Annotated in this window: 28 protein-coding genes, 1 tRNA gene and 1 riboswitch; of the genes, 18 read left to right on the forward strand and 11 right to left on the reverse strand. The window is 69.2% G+C overall.

Going from position 1 to position 25448, the window contains the following annotated elements:
* Nucleotides 1-122: 122 nt before the first annotated feature.
* A complete protein-coding gene (locus MOQ72_RS28870; RefSeq protein ID WP_242188882.1) occupies nucleotides 123-947 on the reverse strand; it encodes an LLM class F420-dependent oxidoreductase in 825 nt (274 codons plus the stop codon).
* A 278-nt stretch (nucleotides 948-1225) separates the two neighbouring features.
* Here MOQ72_RS28870 and MOQ72_RS28875 point away from each other — a divergent pair, with 278 nt between their 5' ends.
* From MOQ72_RS28875 to MOQ72_RS28885, 3 genes are all read left to right on the forward strand, one after another.
* Nucleotides 1226-1768 (forward strand): SigE family RNA polymerase sigma factor, encoded by a 543-nt coding sequence (locus MOQ72_RS28875; protein ID WP_242188883.1) that lies wholly within the window; start codon nucleotides 1226-1228, stop codon nucleotides 1766-1768.
* On the forward strand, nucleotides 1765-2790 hold the full coding sequence (locus MOQ72_RS28880; protein ID WP_242188884.1) for a hypothetical protein: 1026 nt from the start codon (nucleotides 1765-1767) through the stop codon (nucleotides 2788-2790). Before MOQ72_RS28875 ends, MOQ72_RS28880 begins: the two co-directional genes overlap by 4 nt.
* Before the next feature lie 103 nt (nucleotides 2791-2893).
* Nucleotides 2894-3574 (forward strand): hypothetical protein, encoded by a 681-nt coding sequence (locus MOQ72_RS28885; protein WP_242188885.1) that lies wholly within the window; start codon nucleotides 2894-2896, stop codon nucleotides 3572-3574.
* Nucleotides 3575-3611: 37 nt separating this feature from the next.
* On the opposite strand, the gene MOQ72_RS28890 is transcribed toward MOQ72_RS28885, so the two are convergent.
* On the reverse strand, nucleotides 3612-4934 hold the full coding sequence (locus MOQ72_RS28890; RefSeq protein WP_242188886.1) for a hypothetical protein: 1323 nt from the start codon (nucleotides 4932-4934) through the stop codon (nucleotides 3612-3614).
* Between the two features lie 381 nt (nucleotides 4935-5315).
* Between MOQ72_RS28890 and MOQ72_RS28895 the strand changes: the two genes are divergently transcribed.
* Nucleotides 5316-5792, forward strand: coding sequence for a DUF3145 domain-containing protein (locus tag MOQ72_RS28895; RefSeq protein WP_372495575.1), 477 nt, complete (start codon nucleotides 5316-5318; stop codon nucleotides 5790-5792).
* A gap of 65 nt (nucleotides 5793-5857) precedes the next feature.
* Complete coding sequence (locus tag MOQ72_RS28900) at nucleotides 5858-6430, forward strand: hypothetical protein (protein WP_242188888.1); 573 nt, start codon at nucleotides 5858-5860, stop codon at nucleotides 6428-6430.
* Nucleotides 6431-6458: 28 nt separating this feature from the next.
* Here the strand turns inward: MOQ72_RS28900 and MOQ72_RS28905 are convergent, their stop codons facing one another.
* From MOQ72_RS28905 to MOQ72_RS28930, 6 genes are all read right to left on the reverse strand, one after another.
* Nucleotides 6459-7895, reverse strand: a complete 1437-nt coding sequence (locus MOQ72_RS28905; protein ID WP_242188889.1) for an acyl-CoA carboxylase subunit beta — start codon at nucleotides 7893-7895, stop codon at nucleotides 6459-6461.
* 151 nt (nucleotides 7896-8046) lie between these two features.
* Nucleotides 8047-9291 carry a beta-ketoacyl-[acyl-carrier-protein] synthase family protein gene (locus tag MOQ72_RS28910; RefSeq protein ID WP_242188890.1) on the reverse strand — a complete coding sequence of 415 codons (1245 nt, stop codon included), beginning with the start codon at nucleotides 9289-9291 and terminating at the stop codon, nucleotides 8047-8049.
* The gene (locus tag MOQ72_RS28915) at nucleotides 9288-9527 is read right to left on the reverse strand and encodes an acyl carrier protein (RefSeq protein ID WP_242188891.1); all 240 of its coding nucleotides are present in this window, start codon (nucleotides 9525-9527) and stop codon (nucleotides 9288-9290) included. The genes MOQ72_RS28910 and MOQ72_RS28915 overlap by 4 nt, the downstream gene beginning before the upstream one ends.
* 68 nt (nucleotides 9528-9595) lie before the next feature.
* Complete coding sequence (locus MOQ72_RS28920; RefSeq protein WP_372495571.1) at nucleotides 9596-10576, reverse strand: beta-ketoacyl-ACP synthase III; 981 nt, start codon at nucleotides 10574-10576, stop codon at nucleotides 9596-9598.
* Entirely contained in the window at nucleotides 10573-11493 is a 921-nt protein-coding gene (locus MOQ72_RS28925) for an ACP S-malonyltransferase (RefSeq protein ID WP_242188892.1), read from the reverse strand. The genes MOQ72_RS28920 and MOQ72_RS28925 overlap by 4 nt, the downstream gene beginning before the upstream one ends.
* Before the next feature lie 196 nt (nucleotides 11494-11689).
* A complete protein-coding gene (locus tag MOQ72_RS28930) occupies nucleotides 11690-12904 on the reverse strand; it encodes a PucR family transcriptional regulator (RefSeq protein WP_242188893.1) in 1215 nt (404 codons plus the stop codon).
* Between the two features lie 211 nt (nucleotides 12905-13115).
* On the opposite strand from MOQ72_RS28930, the gene MOQ72_RS28935 reads away from it, so the two are divergent.
* On the forward strand, nucleotides 13116-13856 hold the full coding sequence (locus MOQ72_RS28935) for a mechanosensitive ion channel family protein (protein ID WP_242188894.1): 741 nt from the start codon (nucleotides 13116-13118) through the stop codon (nucleotides 13854-13856).
* A gap of 135 nt (nucleotides 13857-13991) precedes the next feature.
* Complete coding sequence (locus MOQ72_RS28940; RefSeq protein ID WP_242188895.1) at nucleotides 13992-14876, forward strand: peptidoglycan recognition protein family protein; 885 nt, start codon at nucleotides 13992-13994, stop codon at nucleotides 14874-14876.
* A 52-nt stretch (nucleotides 14877-14928) separates the two neighbouring features.
* Here the strand turns inward: MOQ72_RS28940 and MOQ72_RS28945 are convergent, their stop codons facing one another.
* Nucleotides 14929-15153: a DUF3263 domain-containing protein gene (locus tag MOQ72_RS28945; protein WP_242188987.1), complete on the reverse strand. Its 225-nt coding sequence runs from the start codon at nucleotides 15151-15153 to the stop codon at nucleotides 14929-14931.
* A gap of 218 nt (nucleotides 15154-15371) precedes the next feature.
* A riboswitch (FMN riboswitch) is annotated at nucleotides 15372-15505 on the forward strand.
* Nucleotides 15506-15604: 99 nt separating this feature from the next.
* Between MOQ72_RS28945 and pnuC the strand changes: the two genes are divergently transcribed.
* Nucleotides 15605-16246, forward strand: coding sequence for a nicotinamide riboside transporter PnuC (gene pnuC / locus MOQ72_RS28950; protein ID WP_242188896.1), 642 nt, complete (start codon nucleotides 15605-15607; stop codon nucleotides 16244-16246).
* 90 nt (nucleotides 16247-16336) lie between these two features.
* Here the strand turns inward: pnuC and aceE are convergent, their stop codons facing one another.
* Nucleotides 16337-19105, reverse strand: a complete 2769-nt coding sequence (aceE, locus tag MOQ72_RS28955; protein ID WP_242188897.1) for a pyruvate dehydrogenase (acetyl-transferring), homodimeric type — start codon at nucleotides 19103-19105, stop codon at nucleotides 16337-16339.
* A gap of 292 nt (nucleotides 19106-19397) precedes the next feature.
* Between aceE and MOQ72_RS28960 the strand changes: the two genes are divergently transcribed.
* The 4 genes from MOQ72_RS28960 (at nucleotide 19398) to MOQ72_RS28975 (ending at nucleotide 21597) form a co-directional block, all read left to right on the forward strand.
* Nucleotides 19398-19832, forward strand: a complete 435-nt coding sequence (locus tag MOQ72_RS28960) for a DUF3052 domain-containing protein (protein WP_242188898.1) — start codon at nucleotides 19398-19400, stop codon at nucleotides 19830-19832.
* A gap of 129 nt (nucleotides 19833-19961) precedes the next feature.
* Complete coding sequence (locus MOQ72_RS28965) at nucleotides 19962-20426, forward strand: peroxiredoxin (protein WP_242188899.1); 465 nt, start codon at nucleotides 19962-19964, stop codon at nucleotides 20424-20426.
* Between the two features lie 105 nt (nucleotides 20427-20531).
* Nucleotides 20532-20606 (forward strand) — tRNA-Val (locus MOQ72_RS28970).
* Between the two features lie 85 nt (nucleotides 20607-20691).
* Nucleotides 20692-21597 (forward strand): tyrosine-type recombinase/integrase, encoded by a 906-nt coding sequence (locus MOQ72_RS28975; protein ID WP_242188900.1) that lies wholly within the window; start codon nucleotides 20692-20694, stop codon nucleotides 21595-21597.
* An 826-nt stretch (nucleotides 21598-22423) separates the two neighbouring features.
* Here MOQ72_RS28975 and MOQ72_RS28980 read toward each other — a convergent pair.
* On the reverse strand, nucleotides 22424-22921 hold the full coding sequence (locus MOQ72_RS28980) for a helix-turn-helix domain-containing protein (protein ID WP_242188901.1): 498 nt from the start codon (nucleotides 22919-22921) through the stop codon (nucleotides 22424-22426).
* 168 nt (nucleotides 22922-23089) lie between these two features.
* Between MOQ72_RS28980 and MOQ72_RS28985 the strand changes: the two genes are divergently transcribed.
* The 6 genes from MOQ72_RS28985 (at nucleotide 23090) to MOQ72_RS29010 (ending at nucleotide 25446) form a co-directional block, all read left to right on the forward strand.
* The gene (locus MOQ72_RS28985; RefSeq protein ID WP_242188902.1) at nucleotides 23090-23431 is read left to right on the forward strand and encodes a helix-turn-helix domain-containing protein; all 342 of its coding nucleotides are present in this window, start codon (nucleotides 23090-23092) and stop codon (nucleotides 23429-23431) included.
* Complete coding sequence (locus MOQ72_RS28990; protein ID WP_242188903.1) at nucleotides 23428-23679, forward strand: hypothetical protein; 252 nt, start codon at nucleotides 23428-23430, stop codon at nucleotides 23677-23679. Before MOQ72_RS28985 ends, MOQ72_RS28990 begins: the two co-directional genes overlap by 4 nt.
* Nucleotides 23680-23821: 142 nt before the next feature.
* Complete coding sequence (locus MOQ72_RS28995) at nucleotides 23822-24061, forward strand: hypothetical protein (protein WP_242188904.1); 240 nt, start codon at nucleotides 23822-23824, stop codon at nucleotides 24059-24061.
* Nucleotides 24062-24245: 184 nt separating this feature from the next.
* Nucleotides 24246-24641 (forward strand): hypothetical protein, encoded by a 396-nt coding sequence (locus MOQ72_RS29000; RefSeq protein ID WP_242188905.1) that lies wholly within the window; start codon nucleotides 24246-24248, stop codon nucleotides 24639-24641.
* Entirely contained in the window at nucleotides 24638-25258 is a 621-nt protein-coding gene (locus MOQ72_RS29005; protein WP_242188906.1) for a hypothetical protein, read from the forward strand. Before MOQ72_RS29000 ends, MOQ72_RS29005 begins: the two co-directional genes overlap by 4 nt.
* Entirely contained in the window at nucleotides 25255-25446 is a 192-nt protein-coding gene (locus tag MOQ72_RS29010) for a hypothetical protein (RefSeq protein ID WP_242188907.1), read from the forward strand. The genes MOQ72_RS29005 and MOQ72_RS29010 overlap by 4 nt, the downstream gene beginning before the upstream one ends.
* Nucleotides 25447-25448 lie beyond the last annotated feature (2 nt).

Genomic DNA, 25448 nt, shown 5'->3' on the forward strand with positions numbered 1-25448 from the left:
ACGTCCGGGGTAGCGGCCGCGGTGCCCCTATTTCCTCCCCATTGGCCCGTACTAACCCTGTATCTCACCACGGCCCGGTGGCGGGGTGGGGGGGGCCCCACCCCCGCAACGGGTCTGCTGGGTCAGGTGTGGCGCTTGGCGAGTTCGGTGAATTCGTCGAGCGTGCGCAGCGTTTCGTCGCGCGGTTGGGTCGGCAGGAAGAACAGCGTGCGGTCCACCCCGGCCGCGGCGTAGGACTCGATGACCGCCGGATCGCGCCGCGCCGCGTAGACGGTGACGGGCACCCGCCAACCGGCCCGGTCGCGCACCTTCGCCACCAGATCGCCGAGGTTCTCGACGTTGCCGCGCGGCAGCCAGCCGCCGCCGTACTCGGCGACCCGCGCGATGGCCCGCTCGCTCTCCCCTCCGACGTAGATCGGCGGGTGCGGCTGCTGCACCGGCTTCGGCCACGCGTAGATCGGGTCGAAATCGACGTACTCGCCGTGGAACTCCGCCGTCTCGGCGGTCCAGATCTCCCGCATCGCCCGGATCCGCTCGTCCATCAGCGCGCCGCGGGTGGCCGGGTCCGTGCCGTGGTTGCGCATCTCCTCGCGGTTCCAACCGGCGCCGACGCCGAAGACCATCCGGCCGCCGGAGATCAGGTCCAGGCTGGCGACCTCCTTGGCGGTGGTGATCGGATCCCGCTCGATGACCAGCGCGATGCCGGTGGCCACCACCAGCCGCTCGGTGACCGCCGCCACCGCGGTGAGCGCGACGAACGGATCCAGCGTGCGGTAGTAGATCCGGGGCAGCTCGCCGCCGCCCGGATAGGGCGTTTCGCGGCTGGCCGGAATGTGCGTGTGCTCGGCGATGAACAGCGCGTCGAAGTCGCGTTCCTCCAGCGCTCGGCCGAGATCCGCCGCCCCGATCCCTTCGTCCGTGATGAACGTGGAAACACCGAATTCCATCGGTTTCCTCCCTAGGCGTGCTTGCACCACAGGCGTACATCGCTGAGCGGTGGACGGCAAGATTTCGCTCGGAGCGGTTGCTTACCCCGATCGCGCCAGGCGGTGGTGCGGTGGGGCTGACCGGGCATGATCCATCTGGCGGCAGGGAATGCGCAGGAGATCATCGGTGCGCCGCGCGCCGGTAAACTTCGCCGCCGCTGGGACGCTGCCGATTGATAACGAGTGGAATCCGGCCGCAACCAAGGAGGGGGTCTTGGGCGTCGTGCAGAGATGTGACGGTGTCGATCGCATTGCCCGTGACCGCCTGGCCGGGCGACGGGCTGGCGGCAATGGATGAACTGACGAGCAAGCTGACCGACCTCTACCAGGAGCATTACAAGCAACTGCTGCGCATCGCGGTCCTGCTGGTGGACGACCTCGCCACCGCCGAGGACATCGTGCAGGACGCCTACGTGCGCGTCTTCGACTCCCGCGCCCGGCTGCGAGATCCGGACAAGGCGCTGGCCTTCCTGCGCCAGGCGGTGCTCAACCGCGCCCGTTCGATGCTGCGGCGCCGGTTGATCGCCAAGAAGTACCAGCCGAAGCTCGCCACCCAGGACAGCCAGCCGGACGACACCGGACGTGAGATCGACCGCGCCGTGCTGACCGCCGCGCTGGCGCAATTGCCCCGACGGCAGCGGGAGGCCGTCGTGCTGCGCTACTACGCGGACCTCAGCGAGTCGCGCACCGCCGAGGTGATGGGCTGCAGCCAGGGCGCGGTGAAGTCGTACTGCTCGCGCGGTGTGTCGCGGCTGTCGGATCTGTTGGGGGAGCGGGTGTGAAGGACGGCAACAGCGCTCGGGACGTGGACCTGGTGCGCGCGCAGCTGCACCGGTTGGTCGAGGACGTCGAACCCCGGCCCGACGCCCTGCCTCGGCTGCTCGCCAACGCGCGTCGGCGGAAGTCCCCGCGTCGCCCGCTGCTCGTCGTGGCCGCGGTGGCCTCAGCGGCGGCGGCGTTCGTGGTGGCGATGCTGGCGTTGCCCGGTCAGCAGGAGCCCGAACCGGTCAGCGTCCAGCCCAACAGCTACCTCGCCGCTCCCCGATCCGGGGTGATCGCGTCGTTCGACGTGCTGTCCGGGCGGGAGAACCACGAGGTGGCCCGCGTGTCCGGAGCCGACACCGCGGTCTTGGCCGCCGACCGCGATCGCGTCTACACCCTGGTATCCACTGTGGACGGACGTCGGGTGGTCGAGGTGGCGCTCAGCGGTGGGCAGCAGGTGCTGCCCGGCGACGTCGGCGACGGCCGGTTGCTGGCCGCGGGTGGCGGGCGCATCGCCTACCTCGACGGAACCGCTGTGGTCGTCGTGCACGGCCAGCAGCAACGACGAATCCCGATCCCGGCCGAACTGCGGGTGGACGACCTGGCGCTGGCCGACGACGGTCGACTGGCGGTGCTGGCCGGGCAGCAGGGCAGCGACCACGTGCTGTTGCTGCCGCCAGATGCGAACTCGCTGGCCGGGCACGTCGAGGCGGTGCCCGACGGGCCCTGCGGGCCGGTGGCGATCACCTGGTCCGGGCGCGATCTCGCGGCGCTGCAACCGGTCGACTGCACCGCCGAGCAGGCTCGGGTGGCGACCTTCGCCGCCGACACCGGGCGCAAGATCGGTGCCGGGGCGCCGTTTCGAACTCCGCCGCTGGTCGCGGGCCGGACGCGATTGTCCGCGGATCCGCTGGGTCGCTTCCTGGTGTCCACCGACGGGCAGGGGCAGTGGCTCGTGGACGGCTCCGTGATCCGCCCGATCCCACCGGCCTGCACGACCGACGGAGTTTGCGCGCCGGGACCCGGCACGTTCTGGAGTTGATCACGCTCCGCAGTGCGGACACGCCCCTGATCTGATCAATGCCGGGCTTGATCATCGCGGCGCCCGGACCATCGTCAGCGGCTTCCGGTGCCCGAGGACAGGGGTGGACGTGCAGGCGCAACAACGAGAATTGGCGCGGCTGTACCACGTCGCGCTGAACCGGCCGCGGTGGCAGCAGGCCGTCGCGTTCGTGGTGTCGCTGTGGACGCTGGCGTGGATCATCGGCCAATTCCTCGCTCCGCAGGACGGGCCGACGGCGCTGGGCGTGCTCGGCCAGCTCGCCGCGCGGCTCGGACTCACCGGCGGCACGTGGGCCGAGCGGCTCACCGAGACCTGGCAGAGCAGCGGCGGCGGTTTCGCGGTGCTGGGCGGCCTGCTGTGGGCGGCCACCACAGAGCGCGGCCAACTGCCCGCGCTGCTCGGTTGGATCGCGGTGATGCTGGGATCGGAGCGACTGGGCTACCAGCCCGCGATCCTGTTCGCGGTGGAGACCATGGCGGGCTTCGTGGTCGTGCTCTGGCTGGCGGCGTTGACCAGCGGCCGGTTCGTGGACCGCCGGAGCACCCTGCTGCCACGCGACGTGGTGCGGGCGGGTGTCACCGCGGCGGCGCTGTCGGCCGTCGTCCCGCTGTTCGCCCCGGTGTTCTTCCTGACCCGCTTGGGAAATCCGTACGTCACGAAGGCGCCGCGCCGCCTGCTCGACCGCACCCCCGGACGCGGCGGCTGGTCGAGGATCCCCGAACAAGCCAAACCGGACGACGTCCCAGAACCCGAGCAGTCGTGACCCCGTCCAGGTGAGGGGTGAGGACGGTTCGATCTGCTCACGGCTGGGGTGTCAGGCGCAGCCCGCGTTCGGCCAGCGCGCGCAGCCCCACGTCCTCCGGTGTCGAGGCTCGTTGCCGCCAGACGGTTTGCACGATGCGCACCTGGTTGCCGTCCTGCTGCACGGCCTGCGCCGCGTTGTCGAACCCGTCCGGACCGCCCGGCCAGCCCAGTCCCTCGGTGACCAGATCGGTGACGCCACCAGTGCCGACGGAGTCGGCGACCACCCGCAGTTCGCTCGCCGCCTGCTGGTCGGGCAGTTCGACGATGGCGACCGACACCGCGGCGGGTCGACCGGAGACCTGGGCCTCGAAGACCGCGCGGGTCAGGCTCCGGCACGGCCGCTGCTCGAACCAGCGCTGCACGTCACCGAAGGAATGCCGGGCGCAGTCGGTCTCCCGGGTGGTCACCTGTTGCACGAACTCGACGCCGTCCACCCGCTGGATCGGCGCGGCCCGCGGCGGAGGGCTGGCGGCCGGTCGGTCGAGCGTCAACCACACCCCGACGACCCCGCAGATCAGCACCAGTGCCGCCACCGCCGCGATCAGCTTGGTGCGCGGGGAAAAGCGCGACAGCGAAGAAGAGACGCGCGACAGCGGCAGTCGGTCTGCGGACTTCTCCGTGTACTTCGGGATCAGCATGGTGTCCACGGTGGCCAGATCCGTGCCGTCGGATTCCGGGAAGCCCTCGTCGGCCAGTTCGGCGACGCTGAGCTCGCATTCCTCGTCGAGCACCCGCAACAACCGCTGCACGGGTTCGATCGGGCAGGGGCGTTCGTAGGTGGCCAGCTCGCGGGCGGCCGCGAGGATGGTCGTCGTGTTCGGCGAAACCACCCGCACGCCCCGGTGCAGGTCGGTGGTGGGCTGCGTGACCTGCCCGGCATACGGGCCGACCACCACGATCGCGGCCACCGGCAACGGCTCCAGCCCGCGCGACTGCAGGCTGCGGGCCAGCGCCGCGGCGGATTCGAGCCCTTCCAGACCGGGGTTGACCGCTCCCTCGGTGCGCACCAGCGGCCAGCCGTCGATCGTCCACGGGGTCTGCAGCGGCGCGTCGACCTTCAGCGCGGGTTCGGGCAGGTCGATGCCGAGCACCACGATCACCCCGCGGGGCAGCACGATCACCGCGTCCAGCGGGCGCGGACTGCCCGGCGGGCGGCAGCCGAACACGGCGACCCCGCCGAGCACCGAACCACCGACACCCCACGCGGAGATGGCCGCTCGGATGTCGGTGCCGACCTGCGTCGGTTCCGCACCGAGCCGCACCAGTCGCATGACCACCTCCAATGTCCGGCGGGCGTCGCGTTCGCGGCGATCACGCACCTGTTCGAGCAGAGACGTTAGCCGGCGTGGTCAAGTATTGTCGCTGGGTTCTTTCATTCCTCCGTTCGAGTGGTATCCGCCACTCGTCCGCCGCTGCCGCGTTGGTGCGTTCGAGCGACGCGGAAAACCCGTGACAACGCCCCGGATCTGCGATTTCCGCTATTCGGAGCAGTCGCTGGCGGATACCGCTGGGCAGGCCGAGCGTACTGTGATCCGTCGTGAATGACGCCGTTCTGGTGGCGGAGTGATCCGTCCGCAATGCAGAATGGCGCCGCACCTGTTGATCGCCGGTACGCGAGGTCGTAGGGGAAGACGTCCCTCGTCGAACAGCGGAGGTCAGCAGTGAGCACCCGTGGCAGCGACCGTGGCCCCACCTCCGGTGTGGTCTACGTTCACTCGTCGCCGTCTGCGGTCTGCCCGCACGTCGAGTGGGCGATCTCTGGCGCACTCGGCACCCGGACGGATCTCCGCTGGACGGCACAACCGGCAGCCCCTGGGCAACTCCGCGCGGAGTGCAACTGGTCGGGGGAGCCGGGCACCGGCGCACGTTTGGTCACCGCGCTACGCGCGTGGCCGATGCTGCGCTTCGAAGTCACCGAAGACCCCAGCCCAGGGGTGGACGGGCAGCGGTTCTGCCACGCCCCCGGACTGGGCCTGTGGCGCGCTTGCACCAGCGCCAACGGCGACATCATGGTCAGCGAGGACCAGTTGCGGACGCTCGCGGCCAACGCCAAGGGGCCGGAGGCGTTCAGCCACCGAGTGGACCAATTGCTCGGTGCGGCGTGGGACGACGCCCTCGAACCGTTCCGCCGCGCTGGCGACGGCGCCCCGGTGACCTGGCTGCACCGCGTCGGCTGAGAGCCGGGGCGGCCGATCCCTGGAGACGCCTGCTGGCGTTGATCGCGGTGTGCGAAGCTGACGCCGTGCGTTCCTGGTTGAAATGGGGTCTACCACTCGCCCTCGTCGTGCTGCTCGGCGCTGCTGGCGGTGGGGTCTTGCTGGCCCAGTACGTCTACCGCGACCCGCAGTCCCAGCAGCAGCCCTCGACCCTGGGCCAGCCCGCCGCGGCGGTCACGTCGCCGTTGGGCATCGTCTACACCTCGGACGCCGCGGCGCATCCCGATTACCAGGCGGTGCAAGCCCTGCTGGACCAGCACTTCGACTCGATCAACCGGCAGCAGTACGAACGCTGGCAGGACACCGTGGTCCCTGCCAAGTGGAAGGAGCTGCCGAAGGGCGAGTGGCTGAATGCCTACGACACCACCCGCGACGAAGGCTGGACCGTGCAGCGGATCGACCCCGGCCCGGACGATTCGCTGCTGGTGCTGCTGACCTTCCGGAGCAACCAGGCCATCGAGGACGCGCCGCCGCAGCTCAAGGCGACGTGCGTGCTCTGGAACGTGGTGTACCCGGTGGTGGTGGACGCCGGGACGAGCAGCGGACTTCGCCTGGACACCGGCAAGCTGCCCAACAGCGCCCTGTTCAGGCGCTGCTAGGCGTGAGGGGCCTCTGCTGCTCAGGCGGTCACAGCGGGATGTTGCCGTGCGAACCGCGGCCCGCGGGGGCGGCGGCGAGCGCCTCAGCGATGCGGCGGCGCGTGGTGGACGGGTCGATGACCTCGTCGACCACGCCGATCGACATCGCCCGGCCGACGCCGCCCGCGACCCGCTCGTGCTCCTCGGTGAGCTTGGCCTGCAACGCTTCCCGCTCTTCCTCGGGTGCGGCGGCCAGCGCCTTGCGGTGCAGGATCCCGACCGCGGCCTTGGCGCCCATCACCGCGACCTCGGCCTCCGGCCAGGCGAACACGGTCGTCGCACCAAGAGAGCGGGCGTTCATCGCGATGTAGGCGCCGCCGTAGGACTTGCGGGTCACCAGCGTCACCCGCGGCACCACGGCCTCGCCGAAGGCGTGCAGCAGTTTCGCGCCGCGCCGCACCACGCCGCCCCACTCCTGGCCGACGCCAGGCAGGTAGCCGGGCACGTCGACCAGCACCAGCAGCGGCACGCCGAACGAGTCGCACATCCGCACGAATCGGGCGGCCTTCTCCGCCGACAGCGAGTCCAGGCAGCCGCCCTTGCGCAGCGGGTTGTTGGCGATCACGCCGATGCTGCGGCCACCGAGCCGACCGAGGCCGACCACGATGTTCGGCGCCCATTTGGCTTGCAGTTCCTCGAAGTCCGCTGTTCCGTCGGCACGGGTGTCCAGGATGCCGCGGATCACCGGCTTGACGTCGTAAGCGCGCTGCGGGCGGTCCGGCAGCAGCGCGCGCAGGTCGGCCTCGTCCTGCACTGAGTGCAGGTCGAACAGACCGGGCTTGGCGAACAATCCGGTCAGCCGCCGCGCCCGCAGGTACGCGTCGGCCTCGCCGTCGGCGACCACGTGCACCACACCGGACTTCTCGCCGTGCGCGGAGATGCCGCCGAGCCCTTCCTGGTCGATCTGCTCGCCGGTGACGCTGCGGACCACGTCCGGGCCGGTGACGAACACCCGACCGGCCGGGGACATGATGACCACGTCGGTCAGCGCCGGGCCGTAGGCGGCGCCACCGGCGGCCGGGCCCACCACCACGGAGATCTGCGGCACCCGGCCGGAGGCGCGGATCATCGCCGCGAACATCTGGCCCATGCCGTCCAGCGACTCCACGCCCTCCGGGATGCGGGCGCCGCCGGAGTGCCAGACGCCGATCACCGGGCAGCGTTCGCGCACCGCCATGTCGATGGCGTCCACGATGTGCCCGCAGCCCTCGGAACCCAGCGCACCGCCCATCTTGGTGGCGTCGCTGCAGTAGACGATCACCTTCGTGCCGTCGATGCGGCCGCGCACCGCGTGCATGCCGCTGTTGTCGCGGGGGTGCAGCGGCTCGATCGACTCCGCGTCGAGCAGCTGGTCCAGCCGCACCTCGGGGTCGCGCAGATCCCGCTGTGCCTGCTCGCTTTCCGGTCGGGTGGCCAGTGCGGTCATCGATTCCTCCGGAAGTTCGGTGTCAGGAAGGGCCGCCGTGCGGCGGAAAGACCGCCCAGTGCGACCGACCAGATGCGGCTGTCCTACCGCGGAGCACTCGGGGACGGGTTGAGCGACGGTCCACCCAGCCCGGCCCCGATGCGCCGCCGAGTCATGCCTTCGTGAAAGCGAGCGCGACGTTGTGCCCACCGAAGCCGAAGGCGTTGTTGATCGCTGCGGTCTGCTCGACGTGCCGCGGCTTGTCGGCCACCACGTCGAGCTCGACCTTCGGGTCGATCGTTTCCAGGTTCCGGGTCGCCGGGATGAGGCCGTGGTGCAGCGAGAGGACTGTGATGATGCTCTCCACCGCACCGGCCCCGCCGACCAGGTGCCCGAGCGCTCCCTTCGGCGCGGTGACGGCCACCTGGTCGCCGAGCGCCTTGCGCACCGAGTTCGCCTCGCCCACGTCACCGACCACAGTGGACGTCGCGTGCGCGTTGACGTGCCCGATGTCCGAGACCTGCAGTTCCGCGGTGCGCAGTGCCCGCTGCATCGCGTTGATCTGGCCGATGCCGTCCGGGTGGCTGCCGGTGATGTGGTAGGCGTCCGAGGTGATGCCCACGCCCGCCAGTCGACCGTAGATCCGCGCGCCGCGCGCCTTGGCGTGCTCCGCGCTTTCCAGGACCATCACCCCGGCACCCTCGCCCAGCACGAACCCGTCGCGGTCGACGTCGAACGGGCGGGAGGCCCGTTCCGGTTCGTCGTTGCGGGTGCTCAGGGTGCGGGCCTGGGCGAACCCGGCGACGGTGATCGGGTGGATGCAGGACTCCGCGCCACCGGCCACCACCACGTCGGCCAGGCCTTGCCGGATCATGTCCCAGCCTTTGGCCAAACCCTCCGCGCCCGAGGCGCAGGCCGATGCCGGGGAGTGCACCCCGGCGCGGGCCCGCACGTCCAGGCTGACCATCGCGGCAGGCCCGTTGGGCATCAGCATCGGCACGGTCAGCGGCGAGACCTTGCGCAGCCCTTCGCCCTCCAGCAGGTCGTCCTGCTGCAACAGGGTCAGCGGACCGCCGATGCCGGTGCCCAGCGACACCCCGAGCCGGTCCGGGTCGACCGATTCGGTGTCGTCGGTCGGCAGCTCGAAACCGGCGTCCGCCCACGCCTCGCGGGCGGCGATCACGGCGATCGCCTCGCAGCGGTCCATCCGCCGCAGCTGCACGCGGGGCAGCACCTCGCTCGGCTCGACCAGCAGCGGCGAACCGATCTTGGCCGGTAGCTCGAACCGGTCCACCCACTCGGCCTCCAGGCGGCGGATGCCGCTGGCGCCGTTGACGATTCCGTCCCAGGTGGACGCCACGTCACCGCCGAGCGGTGTCGTGGCGCCCAGCCCGGTGATCACGACATCGGTGGTCATGCGTTCTTCGTGATGTAGTCCACCGCATCACCGACGGTCTTGAGGTTGGCCAGCTCGTCGTCCGGGATCTTGACCCCGAACTTGTCCTCCGCCTGCACGGCGATCTCCACCATGGACAGCGAGTCGATGTCCAGGTCGTCGACGAACGACTTGTCGATGGTCACGTCAGCGGCGTCGACACCGGCGACCTCCTCGACGATGGCGGCGAGACCGGTGGTGATTTCCTCGTTCGACACGGGTAGTTCCTTCCTAGTTCTTGCGTTCTCGCCGCGGACCGCTGGCCCGCGGCAGCTTGGGGGTTCGCTCAGGGGCAGACGGCGACCTGGGCGGCGTAGGACAGCCCAGCTCCGAAGCCCACGAGCAGCATCACGGCACCGCTGGGGATTTCACCCGCCGCCCGCATGTGGTCGATGGCCAGCGGGATGGACGCCGACGACGTGTTGCCGGAGTAGACGATGTCACGCGCGACCACCAAGTCGTCACGGGCACCCTTGCTCTGCAGCTTCTTGCCGATGGCCTCGACGATCCGCAGATTCGCCTGGTGCGGCACCAGGACGTCCACATCGGAGAGCTGCAGTCCGGCCGCCTCGACCGCGCGGATCGCCACCGGGGCGATCTGGGTGGTGGCCCACCGGAAGACCGTCTGGCCCTCCTGGTGGATGTACTTGTTGTCGCGCAGGTGGATGGTGTCCGCCAGATCACCTGCGTTGCCCAGCACACCCGGACCGAGCTCCGGTTCCTCGGCCGGACCGACCACTGCCGCACCGGCGCCGTCGGCGAAGATGATGCAGTTCGCCCGGTCCTCCCAGTCCAGCCACTCCTGGAACCGCTCCGAGCCGATCACCAGCACGTTGCGGGCCGAACCAGCGCGCACCGCGTCCGAGGCGGCGGACAGCGCGTAGACGAAACCGGCGCAGCAGGCGTTGAGGTCGTAGGCGCTCTTGGCCTTGATACCGATCTGGTCGGCGACCTGGGCGGCGGCGTTGGGAATGCCGCCCTGCATCGTGCAGGTGGCGACGACCACCTGGTCCACTTCGGACGGCGCCAGGCCGGAGTTGGCGATCGCCTTCGCACCCGCCTCGACCGCCATGCTGACCACGGTCTGGTCGTCATCGCCCAGCCGCCGGTGGATGATGCCGACGCGCTGCCGGATCCACTCGTCGTTGGTGTCCACGATCTTGGCGAGATCGTCGTTGGTGACGATCCGGTTGCCCTGCGTGCTGCCGAAGCCGAGCAACCGGGTGGCGGCTGGCATGGCGGTTTGCGCAATGCGGGGTCGGGTCACGCGTCGCTCCCAAGCAGGTCGGTGACCTTGTCCAGGTCATCAGGGGTCTTCAGGGCAACGGACTTGACGCCCTTGAGCTCGCGGCGCACCAGGCCGCTCAGGGTGCCCGCGGGCGGGAACTCCACGACCCCGGTCACCCCGCGGTCGGCCAGCGCGGCCATGCAACTGTCCCAGCGCACCGGGCTGGTCACCTGGGCGACCAGGCGGCGCAGGATTTCGGCGGCCGCGGTGACCACCGAACCGTCCGCATTGGACAGCAGCGGCAGCGCGGCATCGCTCGCGGTCACCTTTTCCGCGTGCTTGGCCAGGGTTTCCTGGGCGGGTGCCATGAATCGGGTGTGGAACGCACCGGCCACCGGCAGCGGGCGGACCCGTGCGTCGGCGGGCGGTTCCTCGGCGAGCTGCGCCAATGCGGGCAGCCGACCAGCAGCGACGATCTGACCCGCGCCGTTGCGGTTCGCCGGGTCGAGACCGAGGAGGTCGAGGTGGTTGACGACGGTGTCCGGGTCGCCGCCGAGCACGGCGGACATGCCGGTCGGCTCCAGCGCGCATGCCGCGGCCATCTCCCGGCCGCGCACGGCGGCCAGCACGACCGCGTCGTCGAAGGTCAGGACACCGGCCACCGCCGCGGCGGCCAGTTCGCCGACGGAGTGCCCGGCGACCGGGGTGTCAGCCGGGATCGTCACGCGGCGACGCAGTTCGTCGGCGGCGATCAGCGACAGCGCCACCACCAGCGGTTGGGTGACCGCGGTGTCCTTGATCTCGTCCGCCTCGGCGGTGGTGCCGAGGCGGATCAGGTCCAGGCTGGTGAGCTCGGACCAGGCGCCGAGGCGTTCGGCGACCCCGTCCAGTTCGAGCCAGGGGTTGAGCATCCCAGGGGCCTGCGACCCCTGTCCGGGGGCTAGAAGCGCGATCACGCTTGCTACTGAACACGTCCCGAGGCGATCGACGTGATGTCGACGGAGACGAAGTCCGGACCACAAAGTTGTGGAGTGTCTACAAGCCAGCCGGTAGCGGGGCGGTGTCAGGACGTGAATTGTTGTTGGCTGTGTCCGGTTGGTGACCGATCAGTGAACACCGGTGAAGATCGGTCACCGCGGGTGATCGCGGCGGTCACCAGAGACCTCGGGCCTTGGCGAGCCGCCCCACCGCCAGGCCGATGCGCAGGACGTGCGCGTCGCGGGCGTTGGACGGGATGCGGCCGGTGAGTTCCGCGACCCGGCGCAGCCGGTAACGGACGGTGTTCGGGTGCACGTACAGCTGCCGCGCGCAGTTCTCCAGCACGCCGCCGACCTCCAGGTACGTGTCGACGGTCTCCATCAGCGAGCCACCGGCGTCCACCAGCGGCAGCACGATCCGCTCGACCAGCTGCCGCTCGGCCTCCGGGTCACCCGCCAACGCCCGCTCCGGCAGCAAGTCGCCGGAGGGCACCGGGCGCGGCGCGGTCGGCCACGCCACCACGGCCCGCAGCGCGGACATCGCGTCGCCAGCCGACCGGTGCGCCTCGGCCAGGCTCGGCACGGTCGGCCCGACCACGACCGGACCGTCGTCGAATGCCTCGGCCAGCCGCTTCGCGGCTTCCTGGTTGGCGCGTTCGTCGTCCGGACCGCCGAAGACCACCACCAGCCGACTGCCCTGCACCCCGAGCAGCACCGGGCAGCCGACCCGCGCCGCGCGGCTGCGCACCTGGTAGACGATGGTAGGCGGGTCGTCCGAGGGGGCGTTGCCGACCAGCACGGTCGCCTCCGAGGACGGCTCCCAGCCCAGCGCGGCGGCGCGGGACAGCAGCGACTCCTCGGCGTCGCCACGCACGATGCCGTCCACCACCAGCGCTTCCAACCGCGCGTCCCACGCGCCGCGGGCCTCCGCGGCGGCGGCGTAGGAGGTGGCCGCGGCGAAGGCGATCTCCCGCGTGTAGCGCAGGATCGACTCGGTCAGCATGGTGCGTTCGTGCTCTTCGTCGGCCAGCTCGGGCAGGCGCTGCTCGAAGACGTCGATCGCGACCCGCACCAGTTCCAGGGTCTGCCGCAGGCTGACCCACCGGGACAGGTCTCGGGGCGCGGCGCGGAACGCCTCGGCGGTCAACCGGATCGCCTCGGTCGGGTCCTGCAGCCACGCCACGAAGTTGGCGACCCCGGTCTGGGTCACCAGCAGCACGCTGGCCCGCTGGTCGGCGGGCAACCGCCGGAACCACGGCAGCCGCTGCTCCATCGCGCTGATGCTGGCGCTGGCCAGCCCCCCGGAACCACGTTCCAGGCGGCGCAGAGTGCCCGCGGAGATCTGCCGCTGCGTACCGGTATCCCGCTCACCTGCGCGTTCGGTACTCATGCCTCCAGAATCGCACGCCACCGATCAGCCCCGGCGGGCAGCAGTGGTCGACCGGGCGGACGCGCAGCGGTTCGGGAATCGACGAATGTCATCTCATCGAATTAATTGAAACGCTCTTTCGGGCTGCCTGTCGCGGTTGCTGCTCGTCGCGGCCGCAGGAAACGATCTCCGGCACACGCGAATTCGCAGCTGTTTCGTCGAGGGGAAAATAGTGGGAACTCTCCAGCAGGGATTGGCGCAGGCATGGGTCGCGGTCGCGACCTTCGTCCCGAAACTGGTCGTATTCATCATCATCGCGCTGGTCGGCTGGCTGATCGCGAAGGCGGTCGCCAAGGGGATCCAGATCGTGTTCGCCCGGCTCGGATTCAACCGGCTGCTGGCCAGATCCGGGCTCGGCGAACTCACGTCGAAATCGAACATCGACGTGGCCAGCGTGTTGGTGAAACTGGTCCACTACTTCATCCTGCTCATTTTCGTCCAGCTCGCGCTGGGCGTTTTCGGGCCGAATGCGATCAAGGACCTCATCGACGTCGTGCTGCTGTTCCTGCCGCGGATCGTGGTGGCCATCGTGCTGGTGCTGATCGCCGCGGCGATCGGTCGGGCGGTCGCCGACCTGGTGCGCGGCGCGCTGGGCAACCGGGCGATCGGCTCGGCGCTGGCCAAGATCACCTTCGGGTTCATCGTCGCGCTCGGCGTGATCGCCGCGCTGAACCAGATCGGCATCGCCCTCACCGTCACGACGCCGGTGCTGATCGCGGCACTGGCCGCGGTGGCGGGCGTGATCGTCGTCGGAGTTGGCGGCGGTCTGATCCAGCCGATGCAGCAGCGCTGGAGCCGGTGGCTGGACAACGCCGAGGCGCAGTTCACCGGCGGTTCGCCGGATGCGGCCTCGAACGGCGCGAAGCCCAGCAAGGCCCAGGCCGAAGACGTCCGGGTGGAAGGCCACGCGTGACCACGTGTCGCCAGCAACGACGATCGGGGCTCACCCGGTGGGTGGGTCCCGACTTTTTCACGCACTTGGCCGTGGTCGCCCACGCCTTGGCACGACACTATGAGGGAACGGATCAAGCCGGGAGAGTGATCAGCAGTGGCCTTGCCCCTCGTCTGGCTCGCCGACGTGTTGCGCGCAGCCGGGTTGACGGTGGTCGAAACCGATGGTTGGCGGGATCGGACCGCGACGTCGGGATCGCAACCGGCACCCGTCGGCGTGCTCGAACACCACACCGCGACGCCTGCGTCTTATGAGAACCCCGCGCCCAGCGTGCAGCTGTGCATCGACGGCCGCCCCGACCTGGCCGGTCCGCTGTGCCACGCGGTGATCGGATTCGACGGCGTCTTGCACCTGATCGCCGCCGGGCGGGCCAACCACGCCGGGAAGGCGAAGGCATCGGGCCCGAACCCGGAGGGCGACGGCAACACCCTCTACGTCGGTTTCGAATGGGACTACCAGGGCGTGGACCAGGGGCCGAGCCCGGAGCAGTACAGCGCGGCGCTGCGGGCCACCACGGCGGTGCTCAACCACCTGGGCCGCCCGATGGACGCCGCACGCGGTCACAAGGAGACGAGCGTCACCGGCAAGATCGACCCCGGTCACGTGGACATGGACCAGTTCCGCGCCGAACTCGGAAAAAAGGAGCAGGAGGACGACATGACCCCGGAACAGGACGCGATTCTGCGGCGTCTGGAGCACGAACTGCTCGGCCCGCGCGGGCCGCAGGGCGAGATCCAGGGCTGGCAGACCGAGGTCGGTCCGCGCACGATCGTCGCGATGCTCGTCGACCTGGTCAACGGGCTGGTGGCGAACCAGCAGAGTTCGGCCGTTCCGGCGCAGGGGCTCGACGGGGCAGCGATCAAGGCGGCTTTCCAAGCCCTGCCACCAGATCAGGCCGCGCCGCTGCTGGCCGAACTGGTCCGCATCCAGCAAGCCCGCCAGCTCACCCCCGAGCAGCAGGCCGAGCGCTCCCAGCAGTAGCGGCGGTGCCGAATCCCGTCCGGCCTGCCGGGTCGGGCGGGATTCGTCGGGTTCAGCTCTCCCGTGCGGCGCGGTGCTGGGCCCGTTGGTCGCGGCGGCGCTGGAGGCGTTTGACCAGGGTCGGCTGCTGCCGCAGCGCCTCCGGTTCGTCCAGCAACCGGTTCAGCCGCTGGTAGTAGCGGGTGGGGGAGAACCCGAACCGTTCCTGGATGATCCGTTCCTTGTTGCCCTGGTAGTGCCAGTGCTCCTGCTCGAAGGCGAGGATGGCGCGGTCCATGTCGTTCACCGGCGTCCCTCCTCGGTTGTCGATCAGCAGTCGATCAGAGTCTACCGACAGGGGCACGGGTGTTCGATCGGCCATCCGGGCCGAAGTCAGCGGCCCGGCCAGGTCACCAGGTCGATCGGCATGACCCGATCGAGGCTGTGATCCATCCCACGTGTCGGTGTCGGAACAGATCCGCGGACGCACGATGTTGACCAGGTCGAACAGAAGTCGTGCGCTCCGGGGCTCGGTGCAAATCCGAACCGGCGGTGAAAGTCCGCGAACCGGCGTCGCCAGGTGGCAGACGTCGGCCGATCCGGTGAAATTCCGGGACCGACGGTGAAAGTCCGGATGGGAGGCAGCGCACGGGCGGCCGCAAGCCGGTCGTCGGCGTGCCGCGCCGACGGTCGTCGGCTCGAGCTGCTCGCGTACCCCGGTGCGTTCGTGGCCGGTGGGAGGAGCGGGCGTGCGGGCTGTCGCGGAATGGGTGCTCGGCAACGGGATCACCGTGCTGGGGCAACAGATCTCCTGGGCGGAACTGGTCGGGCAGTTGTGCGCGCTCGCCGTGGTCTTCCTCGCGCAACGCCGAACGTTGGCGACCTGGCCGGTGCAGGTGTCCGCGACGGTGCTGCTGTTCGCCGTCTACGCCTCCGCCCACCTGGGCGGCCTGGCCATCCGGCAGGTGGTGATCCTGCTGATCTCCATCTACGGCTGGTGGGCCTGGAACCGCCGCAGCGACCCGGTTTACGGCGTCGCGGTGCGCAAGGCCCGCGGCGTGGAACGGCTGGCGCTGATCGCCCTGCTGCTCGTCGGCACGGCCGCGTTCGCACTGCTGCTCACCGCGCTGGACGCCTCGTGGGCGCCGTGGCCGGACGCCTGGATCTTCATCGGCACCCTGGTCGCGTTCTGGGCGCAGGGGCGCGGTCTCGTCGAGTTCTGGCTGGTCTGGCTGGCCGTCGACGCGGTCGGCGTCCCGCTGCAGATCGCCTCCGGCCTCTACTTCAGCGCGGCGATCTACGTGATCTTCGCCGCGCTGGTCATCCACGGCTGGTGGAGCTGGAACCGCACCGCCAAAATCCAACGAACCCGCGAATCCGCCGCGACCTGACCCGTTCGGGGAGGAGTGAAGGGCACCTTTGACCGGCTTACCCGGTTAAAGGTGCCCTTCACTCAGTCTCTGGTGCGCTCGCGAGCGGTGTCAGGCGACGCCGGGGTCTGAGGTCTGCGGACCAGCGGCCCGGACGTCGTCCAAGCGGTACCGGCGGGTCGCCTCGACGACCGTGGCCTTGTCCACCTCCCCGGCGCGCGCTAGCGCGGCCAACGTCGCGACCACTGTGGACTCCGCGTCCACCAGGAACACCCGTCGCGCGGCGGGCCTGGTGTCGGAGAACCCGAATCCGTCGGCACCGAGGCTGACCATGTCGCCGGGGACCCACGGCCGGATCAGGTCCGGTACCGCGCGCATCCAGTCGCTGACCGCTACCACCGGCCCGGCGGCCTGCGACAAGGCCCGCGTCACGTACGGCACCTGCGGCTCGGCCTCCGGGTGCAGCAGGTTGTGCCGGTCGGCGGCTTCGGCTTCGCGTCGCAGCTGCGACCAGGACGTGGCCGACCACACGTCGGCCTGCACGCCCCACTCGTCGGCCAGCAGCTGCTGCGCCCGCAGGGCCAGCGGCATGATCACGCCAGACGCGAGGAGCTGGGCACGCGGCCCCGCGCCACCGGGCGCGGCCTGGTAGCGGTACAGGCCGCGCAGCAGCCCGGCGATGTCCAGGTCTTCCGGCTCGGCTGGTTGCTGGTAGGGCTCGTTGTAGACGGTCAGGTAGTAGAAGACGTTCTCGGCGTCCTCGCCGTACATCCGCCGCAGCCCGTCCTTGACGATGTGCGCCACTTCGAACGCCCACGCCGGGTCGTAGGCGATCACCGCCGGGTTCGTCGCGGCGATCAGCTGCGAGTGGCCGTCGGCGTGCTGCAGGCCCTCACCGGTCAGCGTGGTCCGCCCGGCGGTCGCGCCGAGCACGAAGCCGCGGGCCATCTGGTCGGCGGCGGCCCAGAAGCTGTCGCCGGTGCGCTGGAAGCCGAACATCGAGTAGAAGATGTAGACTGGGATCATCGGCTCGCCGTGCGTGGCGTAGCTGGTACCGGCCGCGGTGAACGACGAGGTCGATCCGGCCTCGTTGATGCCCTCGTGCAGGATCTGGCCCTGCTCGCTCTCCCGGTAGGCCAGCATCAGCTGGTAGTCCACCGGCGTGTAGAGCTGGCCGAGCGGGTTGTAGATCTTCTGCGACGGGAACATCGAGTCCATGCCGAAGGTGCGGGCCTCGTCCGGGATGATCGGCACGATCCGCGGCCCGATCTCGCGATCCTTGGCGAGGTCCTTGAGCAGCCGGACGAAGGCCATCGTGGTGGCGACCTCCTGCCTGCCGGAGCCGCGTCGGATCACCTCGTAGACCTTGTCGCCGGGCAGCACCAGCGGCTTGGCCTTCACCCGGCGCTCCGGCAGGTAGCCGCCCAACTGCCGACGCCGTTCCTGCAGGTATTGGATCTCCGCCGAGTCCTGGCCCGGGTGGTAGTACGGCGGCAGGTAGGGGTCGAGGTCCTGGTCGCTGATCGGGATCCGCAGGCTGTCCCGGAACAGCTTCAGGTCGTCCAGGGTCAGCTTCTTCATCTGGTGGGTGGCGTTGCGGCCCTCGAAGTGCGGCCCGAGCCCGTAACCCTTGATCGTCTTGGCCAGGATGACGGTCGGCTGGCCGTGGTGCTCGGTGGCCGCCTTGTACGCCGCGTAGAGCTTGCGGTAGTCGTGACCACCGCGGCGCAGGCCCCAGATCTGGTCGTCGGTGAGGTGCTTGACCATCTCCTTGGTGCGCGGGTCGCGGCCGAAGAAGTGCTCCCGGACGAAGGCCCCGTCGTTGGCCTTGTAGGTCTGGTAGTCACCGTCCGGGGTGGTGTTCATCAGGTTCACCAGCGCGCCGTCGCGGTCGGCGTGCAGCAAGGCGTCCCATTCGCGGCCCCAGATCACCTTGATGACGTTCCAGCCAGCGCCCCGGAAGAACGCCTCCAACTCCTGGATGATCTTGCCGTTGCCGCGGACCGGGCCGTCCAGCTGCTGCAGGTTGCAGTTGATCACGAACGTGAGGTTGTCCAGACCCTCGTTGGCCGCGACGTGCAGCAGGCCGCGCGACTCGGGCTCGTTCATCTCGCCGTCGCCGAGGAACGCCCAGACGCGCTGTTGGCTGGTGTCCTTGATGCCGCGATCGTGCAGGTAGCGGTCGAACCGGGCCTGGAAGATCGCGTTCATCGGCCCCAACCCCATGGACACGGTGGGGAACTCCCAGAACTCCGGCATCAGCCGGGGGTGCGGGTAGGACGGCAGACCGCCGCCGGGCCCGGCGTGCGAGTACTCCTGGCGGAACCCGTCGAGCTGGTCGGCGGACAGGCGGCCTTCCAGGAACGCGCGGGCGTAGATGCCGGGGGAGGCGTGGCCTTGGATGTAGAGGTGATCACCGCCGCCGGGGTTGTCCTTGCCGCGGAAGAACCAGTTGAAGCCGACCTCGTAGAGGCTGGCCGAGGACGCGAATGACGAGATGTGGCCGCCCACGCCGATGCCGGGGCGCTGCGCGCGGTGCACCATCATCGCGGCGTTCCACCGCATCCAGGCGCGGTACCGGCGTTCGGTCTCCTCGTCGCCGGGGAACCACGGCTCCTGCTCGGTGGGGATGGTGTTGACGTAGTCCGTGCTGGTCAGTGACGGAACACCGACGCCGCTTTCGCGGGCGCGCTGGAGCAACCGCAGCATCAGGTAGCGGGCGCGCTGCTGCCCGTTCGCCGACAGCACCGAGTCGAAGGACTGCAGCCACTCCTCGGTCTCCTGCGGATCGATGTCCGGCAGGTGGGAGGCGAGACCATCCCGGATGACCCGCACCCGCTGAGTGGGCGCGGCGTCGGCGTCGTTGTTGAGCGGGGACAAGGGAACTCCTCGACTACGTCGTGGATGTGGCAGGGTGTCGAAGTGATGTCCGACACTCTCATGGTCCCCCATCTCGCCTGCCGATGCGTACACCGGCGGCAGGACCAGCGCGCATCAGGCTGTTGGCGCGGTGCTACCCGGTCTACAGTCGAGTCTCAACGCGTTGCTACGGCGTGTCGTGCCGTTAGCAGTTGCGCCGGTGGCGGTTCGCAGTGTTCGCTATCGGCCAGATCTGGAAGGTGTGCGGCGCCGAACGGTCGTCGCACCGGTGCATTGGAGGAGTGAGCAAACCGTGGTCGCCGCGGGAGACGCCGGTAAAGGCGAAGCCGACGTCGCCGAGAGGCTCGACATCGAGCCGGAGATGGTTGTCCAGGAACTCGGCTGGGATGAGGACGTCGATGACGACGTCCGGGCCGCGATCGAGGAGCGTTGCGGGAGCGATCTGCTCGACGAAGATGCCGACGAAGTGGTCGATGTCGTGCTGCTGTGGTGGCGCGAAGATGATGGCGACCTGACGGACACGCTTCTCGATGCCATGACGCCACTGTCCGATGACGGGGTCATCTGGGTGCTGACCCCGAAGACCGGCCGGGACGGCTACGTCGAACCGGCTGACATCGCGGAGGCGGCATCGACGGCGAACCTGGCCCAGACGGCCAACGTCAGCCTCGGTGAAGGCTGGATGGGTACCAGGTTGGCCTACCGCCGGGCCAAGGCCCGGCGCTGATCGGCCGGTCGCAAGTCGCTGTGTGCATGGTCCACCCCGTGGGCACCGGTTTCCGCATCGGTGCCCACGGTGGTGTGGTCGGTGTAGGTTCGGCGATGACAAGGTCATGTCGAACAGAAGGGTGTGCTCATGGCGGTTGAGGTCGGTGCACAGGCGCCGGACTTCACGTTGTCGGACTACAACAAGCAGAAGGTCTCGCTGGCCGACTTCCGGGGCGAGAAGAACGTGCTGCTGGTCTTCTACCCGTTCGCGTTCAGCGGGACCTGCCAGGGCGAGCTCTGCCAGGTCCGGGATGACATCGGAGAGTTCCAGAACGACAAGGTCCAGGTGGTCGGCGTGTCGGTCGACTCCCCCTTCGCGCTCAAGGCGTGGGCGGACCAGCAGGGCTACACCTTCCCGCTGCTGTCGGACTTCTGGCCGCACGGCGAGGTGGCCAAGGCGTACGGCGTGTTCAACGAGAAGGCCGGGATGGCCAACCGGGGCACGTTCCTGATCGACACCGAGGGCAAGGTCCGCTTCGCCGAGGTGAACCAGCCGGGCGAAGCCCGCGACCAGAACGTCTGGAAGAAGGCGCTGGCCGATCTGACGGCGTGACGCACCGCCCAAGGCGGTGGTGGCCGACCACGTACCGAGGACGCCGCGAAACCCCGGTAGGGTGGCCGAGGTGATCCGATCGGCGGAACGGCTCGGCCACCAACAGGGCGCATAGCTCAGCGGAAGAGCACTTGCCTTACAAGCAAGGGGTCGTAGGTTCGAACCCTACTGCGCCCACCAGAGAAGGGCTGACCAGCACAAACAGCCTTTGTGTTGGTCATCGACTTCGTTGCACAGCGCACCGCGACACGATAACTTAGCTCCCATGCGGGAGCAATGGGACGGGCTGATCCGTGACTTCAGCAAGGCTTTGAAGCGCGAGAACAAGTCGGCGAACACCATCGAGATCTACACCTCGTCAGCGCGGCGGTTCGTCGACTGGCTGGAGTCCCACGACCGGCTGCACGCGGTTGCCGAGGTCACCCGCCGCGACGTCGGCGACTGGATCACCGAGCTGCTGGAGACCCGTAAACCAGCCACGGCCAACGGCAGGTACCGGGCTCTGCAACAGTTCTTCAACTTCCTGGTCGACGAGGACGAGCTGGAGTCCTCGCCGATGCAGCGAATGAAACCGCCGCACGTGCCCGAAACCCCGGTGCCGGTGGTGCCGCTGGAAACGATCAAGGATCTGCTGAAGCAGTGCGATGGCAAGGACCTCATCTCCCGCCGCGACACTGCGATCATTCGCCTGCTCATCGACACAGGTGGTCGGCTCTCCGAGGTCGCCAAGATCACCGTGGAGGACCTGGACCTCGACCAGGACCAGGTCATGGTGATGGGTAAGGGATCCCGGCCGAGGATGCTGCCCATTGGATCCAACACATCGCTGGCGCTCTCCCGCTATGTGCGGGTGCGCGCCAAGGAGAAGTTTGCCAAGGCTCCGCAGCTTTGGCTGGGGGAGAAGAACCGTGGACCGTTGGGTGACAACGGCATCAAGCTCATGCTGCGTCGGCGGGGCCGCGCGCTGACGCCGCCGATCGACAACCTGCACGCCCACCAGTTCCGGCACACCGCCGCGCATGAATGGCTGGCCGCTGGGGGCAACGAATCCGACCTGATGCGGCTGATGGGCTGGCGCTCGCCGCAGATGCTGCGCCGCTACGGTGCCTCGCTGGCCGACGAGCGGGCCCGCAACGCGCACCGCAAGCTCGCGCTCGGCGACCGCGTCTAGAGGAGCGCCCCGACCAGCTTGCCGACCTTCACGAGGCAGGCACCTGGGGCGATCGTGGGAGTGGGCAGCACCCTCAGACACGTTATTGGCCGATGCCCGTTGCCCCGTGGTGGTTCATTCGGCCCGATCTCGTCGGTTTCCTCGCGCGGGGGCACCTCCGCCGCGGGGGATTCGCCGCCAGGGGGAAGGGATTCGGGGTCGGGTTCTGGGGATGGCTGGCCGGGCGTCGGTGTCGACGCGCTGGGGCGCGTGTGGTCGGGCGGTCCAGCTGTGCGCGTCGCCGGAGGCGCCGGTTCGGGTTGCCCTGCGAACGCGACTGTCCAGGTGGGTGTCGGTGCGGCTGGCGGGGTAATGGCGGCCGGAAGCGGCGTGACGATGACCGGCGGCGGCGTGAGTGTGACCGGCGAGGGTGCGGCGTCACTATGGTGCGGCCGGTCGCGTGTGGGCGGAACGACCACGAGCACGATCGCCACGGCCACGGTGACCGCCGCGCCTGCGGTCGCCGACCATGCGGTCACTCTCGGGCGTCGGAGCGCCCACGACGCGGCAGCGAGGATTCCGGCCGCAGCGAGCAGGCCACCCTTGAGCAGGGCGAGGTGGCGTTTCCCCCGGATCATTGTTTTCTCAACCTGGCTGCGCTCGGCGTCGTCGTTCGCCGCGATGTGGGCTAACTGTGCGTCGATGCGCCCCCGAAGCCGTTCCAGGGTCATGCGCCAGTGGGACGGTGTGATCATCGATCATCCTGGTTGAACGATCTAGTAGGAACGCTTGATCGTAAAACTCGATGTCCATTTTGAACAGTCAGTAACTGCCCATTAGCGCCGCGTCACCCGAATGCGCGCTTTTCTCCTGGCTCGTGTCCGGCCTCGCCGAGTTGGGCGAGCAGCGCTTCGACCTCGGTCACCAACTGTTCTCGCTGGGACTCGTCGGTGACCTCGCCGCGGTCCAGCCGCGCCAGTTCCTCGTTGATGCGGTCGCGCATCTGGTACAGCGCCACCTGTTGACGCAGCCGTTCGAGCTCGGCGCGCTCGTCGTCGGCCGGGGCCGACGCTGCGGCCTGGCTGGCCTGGCCATCGATTTGCCGGTCGAGTGTGGCTTCGTCGCCCGTGTCCAGAAATACGGAGATGGCACTTTCGGTCCAGCCGAGCCCGCCCTCGATCGCCAGGAACACGCTCTGGCCGACGCGTTCGTCGCCAATCTCGGCTCGCGCCACGCTGTTCTCGCTGACCCCGATTGCCTCGGCGAACGACTTCTGACTGCGGTAGCCCGCACCCAAGCGCGCACGCTTGATGCGTCTCCCGAGCGTCTTCCGTCGGCCCTCCATGCGGCCAGAGTATCCCAGAGATTTACAGGAATTGATGCCCCTACCTAGGGGTTTTCCGAGCCTCGTTAGCACTCGCATGTCCAGGAAAGTACAGATAAATCCAGCATCATGCATCCTGCTAGCGGACTAGCTTTGACTTTTCTGTAAGAGTCTGGAAATCTCTTGACCATGCCACCTGTCAACGCAACCCGGCTCCGAGACCGCCGCGACGAGCTTGACCTCACCAACACCGAGCTCGCGCGCCGTGTCGGAACGTCGCAGGGGTACGTCGAGAACATCCTCTGTGGCGCCGACGCGCCCTCGAAACGCGTGATCTACCGCCTGAGCCGGGTCCTCGACCTGCCCGTGGACGAGATCGAGGCCGGGCGGCGTACGCCGCAGGGCGATCCGTCCGAGCCGCCCGTGCAGCCGCCCAACGCGCCTACGCACCCGCCCCGTCGGCAGGACCACGAACCGGGGAAGACCAGCCCCCAGCGCGTCACCAGCTCCGCCCGCGGAACTGCGGCATGACCCCCGAGCAGCGTGCCCTGCGGGCCCGCATCGGGGCACACGTGTCGTGGTCGCAGACCGAAGACCGCGCCGCCCGTACGTCGGCCGCCCGGCAGCGGTTCCTCGACCGCTGCGAACGCGAAGTCGACCCCGGCGGGGTGCTGCCGATGCAGGAGCGCGCCTACCGCGCCGAGCACGCCCGGAAGGCGTACTTCGCGCGTCTGGCCATGCGATCCGCTGCGGCGCGACGCGCACGAAAGTCCGCCTGACCCAACAAAAACGCGGGTCGCCGCCCTTCCGCCAAGAACCGGCAACGACCCGCTGACCAGAGAGGACAGAGCTCTCATGGCTACTAACGAGCCTATCCCACCAGCTGAAAACCCTTGTGAGCGGACCGAATGGTCGATGGACATGGCAGCCGTGCTGAACAGCATGTTGACCAGCGATGTGGCGCTGTTGGAGCAGGACAGCCGGGCGTGGTTGGCGCTGCCTGGTCGCGGCTGCGACGGCGGCCGTCTGCGTCCCTGTACTCGCGACGGGGCGTGGCATTTGCGGGATCACGGCAACGACGTGTTCTGCATCCAGCATGCCGCGCTGTTGCTGCGCGTCGAGGACTGGACGGCCGAAGGCCCCGAGGCGGTGACCGAGTGATGCCGCGCGTTGTTCTTGTGATGTTGCCGCTGCTGGGTGCCCCGTGCGCCGTCTGCGCCCATCCAGCACGCCATGTCGATGCCGACCGGCACGTGATCCACGTCGATCTCCGGCTACGGCCGTGCTTGCTCCCGCCGGTCCCCGCCGCGCCTGCGGTGTCCTCCGATCTCGCCGAGGTGACCCCATGACGACCACGGAAACCGTCAGCAACGACCTGCTCGCCACCTTCGACCGCCTCGTGGGAGCGGGTGAGAACGCGCCGCTGGCCGAGTTGAAGAAGCGGTTCGCCGACGCCGAGTACTTCCGGTACCGGGATCACCAGCTCTACAAGACGTTGATCGAGCTGCCGGTGACCGTCGCCATGATCACGGGCGACACTTCGACCGCCGTGCGCAAGATCCTTGACGGTCTGCGTGAACTCCACGGTGATGATCTGCTGTTCAGCTTCGAGGGACGCGGCGACCAGGTCACCTTGCAGGTCCGGATCTGGCGTGACGAGACCGCGCTGCGGGCCCTGTGGCGCGAATACGCCGAAGACGAGTACAAGTCCACGGTTCTCGCGGGCGGCGGTGCGGCGTGAGCGACCGACTGGACGAGATCAAGGCTCGCGCCAAAGCTGCGTCGGCAGGCCCCTGGCACTGGGCGGGAAACACCGACGCAGGAGACCCCTACCTAGCCAACTGGCGGCCCGGCTACGGCCGATGCACGGTCATGGGCCACGTGCACGTCGAGCGCACCAGCAACGACCGCGCCCTGGTCGACGGGCTCTGTGATGTGCCCGACGAGGACCGGGCCGACGTCATCGACAACTACCTGCACGACGCCTACGGGGAGCCGCGCCACGACGAACGGCTGGCGTTCCCCCTCGACCTGTGGATGAAGCCCGCCCGCGACATGGCCGTGTACCAGGTCGCTCCGCAGGCAACCAGCCGCGACGACGAGCGGGTCTACCGGGCCGACATCAAGGGCATCCGCCACCCCGATGCCGAGTTCATCGCTCACAGCCGCGCTGACATCGATTGGCTTGTGGCCGAGGTCGAACGGTTGCGCGCGGAAGTGTCCGCTGTGCGGGAGCTGCACCGCCCGGACGAGGACGGCGACTGCACCGCGTGCGGCGTCGACACGTACGAGGAGCCGATCCCGTGGCCCTGCGTCACCGTGCGGGCTGTCGATGACGCCTCGGCGGTGACCGCGTGACGGTGTTGGTCGTGGGCTTTGCGCAGCCGGAGGTGTGCCCGCTGTGTGAGGGCTACCCGGCCCTGGAGGTACAGCCGCTCGATGGGCGGGCCGCCGCTCTCATGCCGTGCCCGCTGTGCGTCACGCCCGATCCGATTCACGACTTCCTCAGCGCAAATTTCCTTGCATCGAAAGGCAATCAGGAATGACC

This window comes from Saccharopolyspora soli, assembly GCF_022678645.1.
Taxonomy (GTDB): domain Bacteria; phylum Actinomycetota; class Actinomycetes; order Mycobacteriales; family Pseudonocardiaceae; genus Saccharopolyspora; species Saccharopolyspora soli.

What these genes read in the sequence shown, in the direction of transcription:
- MOQ72_RS28870 (WP_242188882.1), bottom strand. Translation starts at nt 947, where the DNA reads ATGGAATTCGGTGTTTCCACGTTCATCACGGACGAAGGGATCGGGGCG.
- MOQ72_RS28905 (WP_242188889.1), bottom strand. Translation starts at nt 7,895, where the DNA reads ATGACCGCACTGGCCACCCGACCGGAAAGCGAGCAGGCACAGCGGGAT.
- MOQ72_RS28910 (WP_242188890.1), bottom strand. Translation starts at nt 9,291, where the DNA reads ATGACCACCGATGTCGTGATCACCGGGCTGGGCGCCACGACACCGCTC.
- MOQ72_RS28930 (WP_242188893.1), bottom strand. Translation starts at nt 12,904, where the DNA reads ATGAGTACCGAACGCGCAGGTGAGCGGGATACCGGTACGCAGCGGCAG.
- MOQ72_RS28945 (WP_242188987.1), bottom strand. Translation starts at nt 15,153, where the DNA reads ATGGACCGCGCCATCCTCGCCTTCGAGCAGGAGCACTGGCACTACCAG.
- MOQ72_RS28965 (WP_242188899.1), top strand. Translation starts at nt 19,962, where the DNA reads ATGGCGGTTGAGGTCGGTGCACAGGCGCCGGACTTCACGTTGTCGGAC.
- MOQ72_RS28975 (WP_242188900.1), top strand. Translation starts at nt 20,692, where the DNA reads ATGCGGGAGCAATGGGACGGGCTGATCCGTGACTTCAGCAAGGCTTTG.
- MOQ72_RS28980 (WP_242188901.1), bottom strand. Translation starts at nt 22,921, where the DNA reads ATGGAGGGCCGACGGAAGACGCTCGGGAGACGCATCAAGCGTGCGCGC.
- MOQ72_RS28985 (WP_242188902.1), top strand. Translation starts at nt 23,090, where the DNA reads ATGCCACCTGTCAACGCAACCCGGCTCCGAGACCGCCGCGACGAGCTT.
- MOQ72_RS28990 (WP_242188903.1), top strand. Translation starts at nt 23,428, where the DNA reads ATGACCCCCGAGCAGCGTGCCCTGCGGGCCCGCATCGGGGCACACGTG.
- MOQ72_RS28995 (WP_242188904.1), top strand. Translation starts at nt 23,822, where the DNA reads ATGGCAGCCGTGCTGAACAGCATGTTGACCAGCGATGTGGCGCTGTTG.
- MOQ72_RS29000 (WP_242188905.1), top strand. Translation starts at nt 24,246, where the DNA reads ATGACGACCACGGAAACCGTCAGCAACGACCTGCTCGCCACCTTCGAC.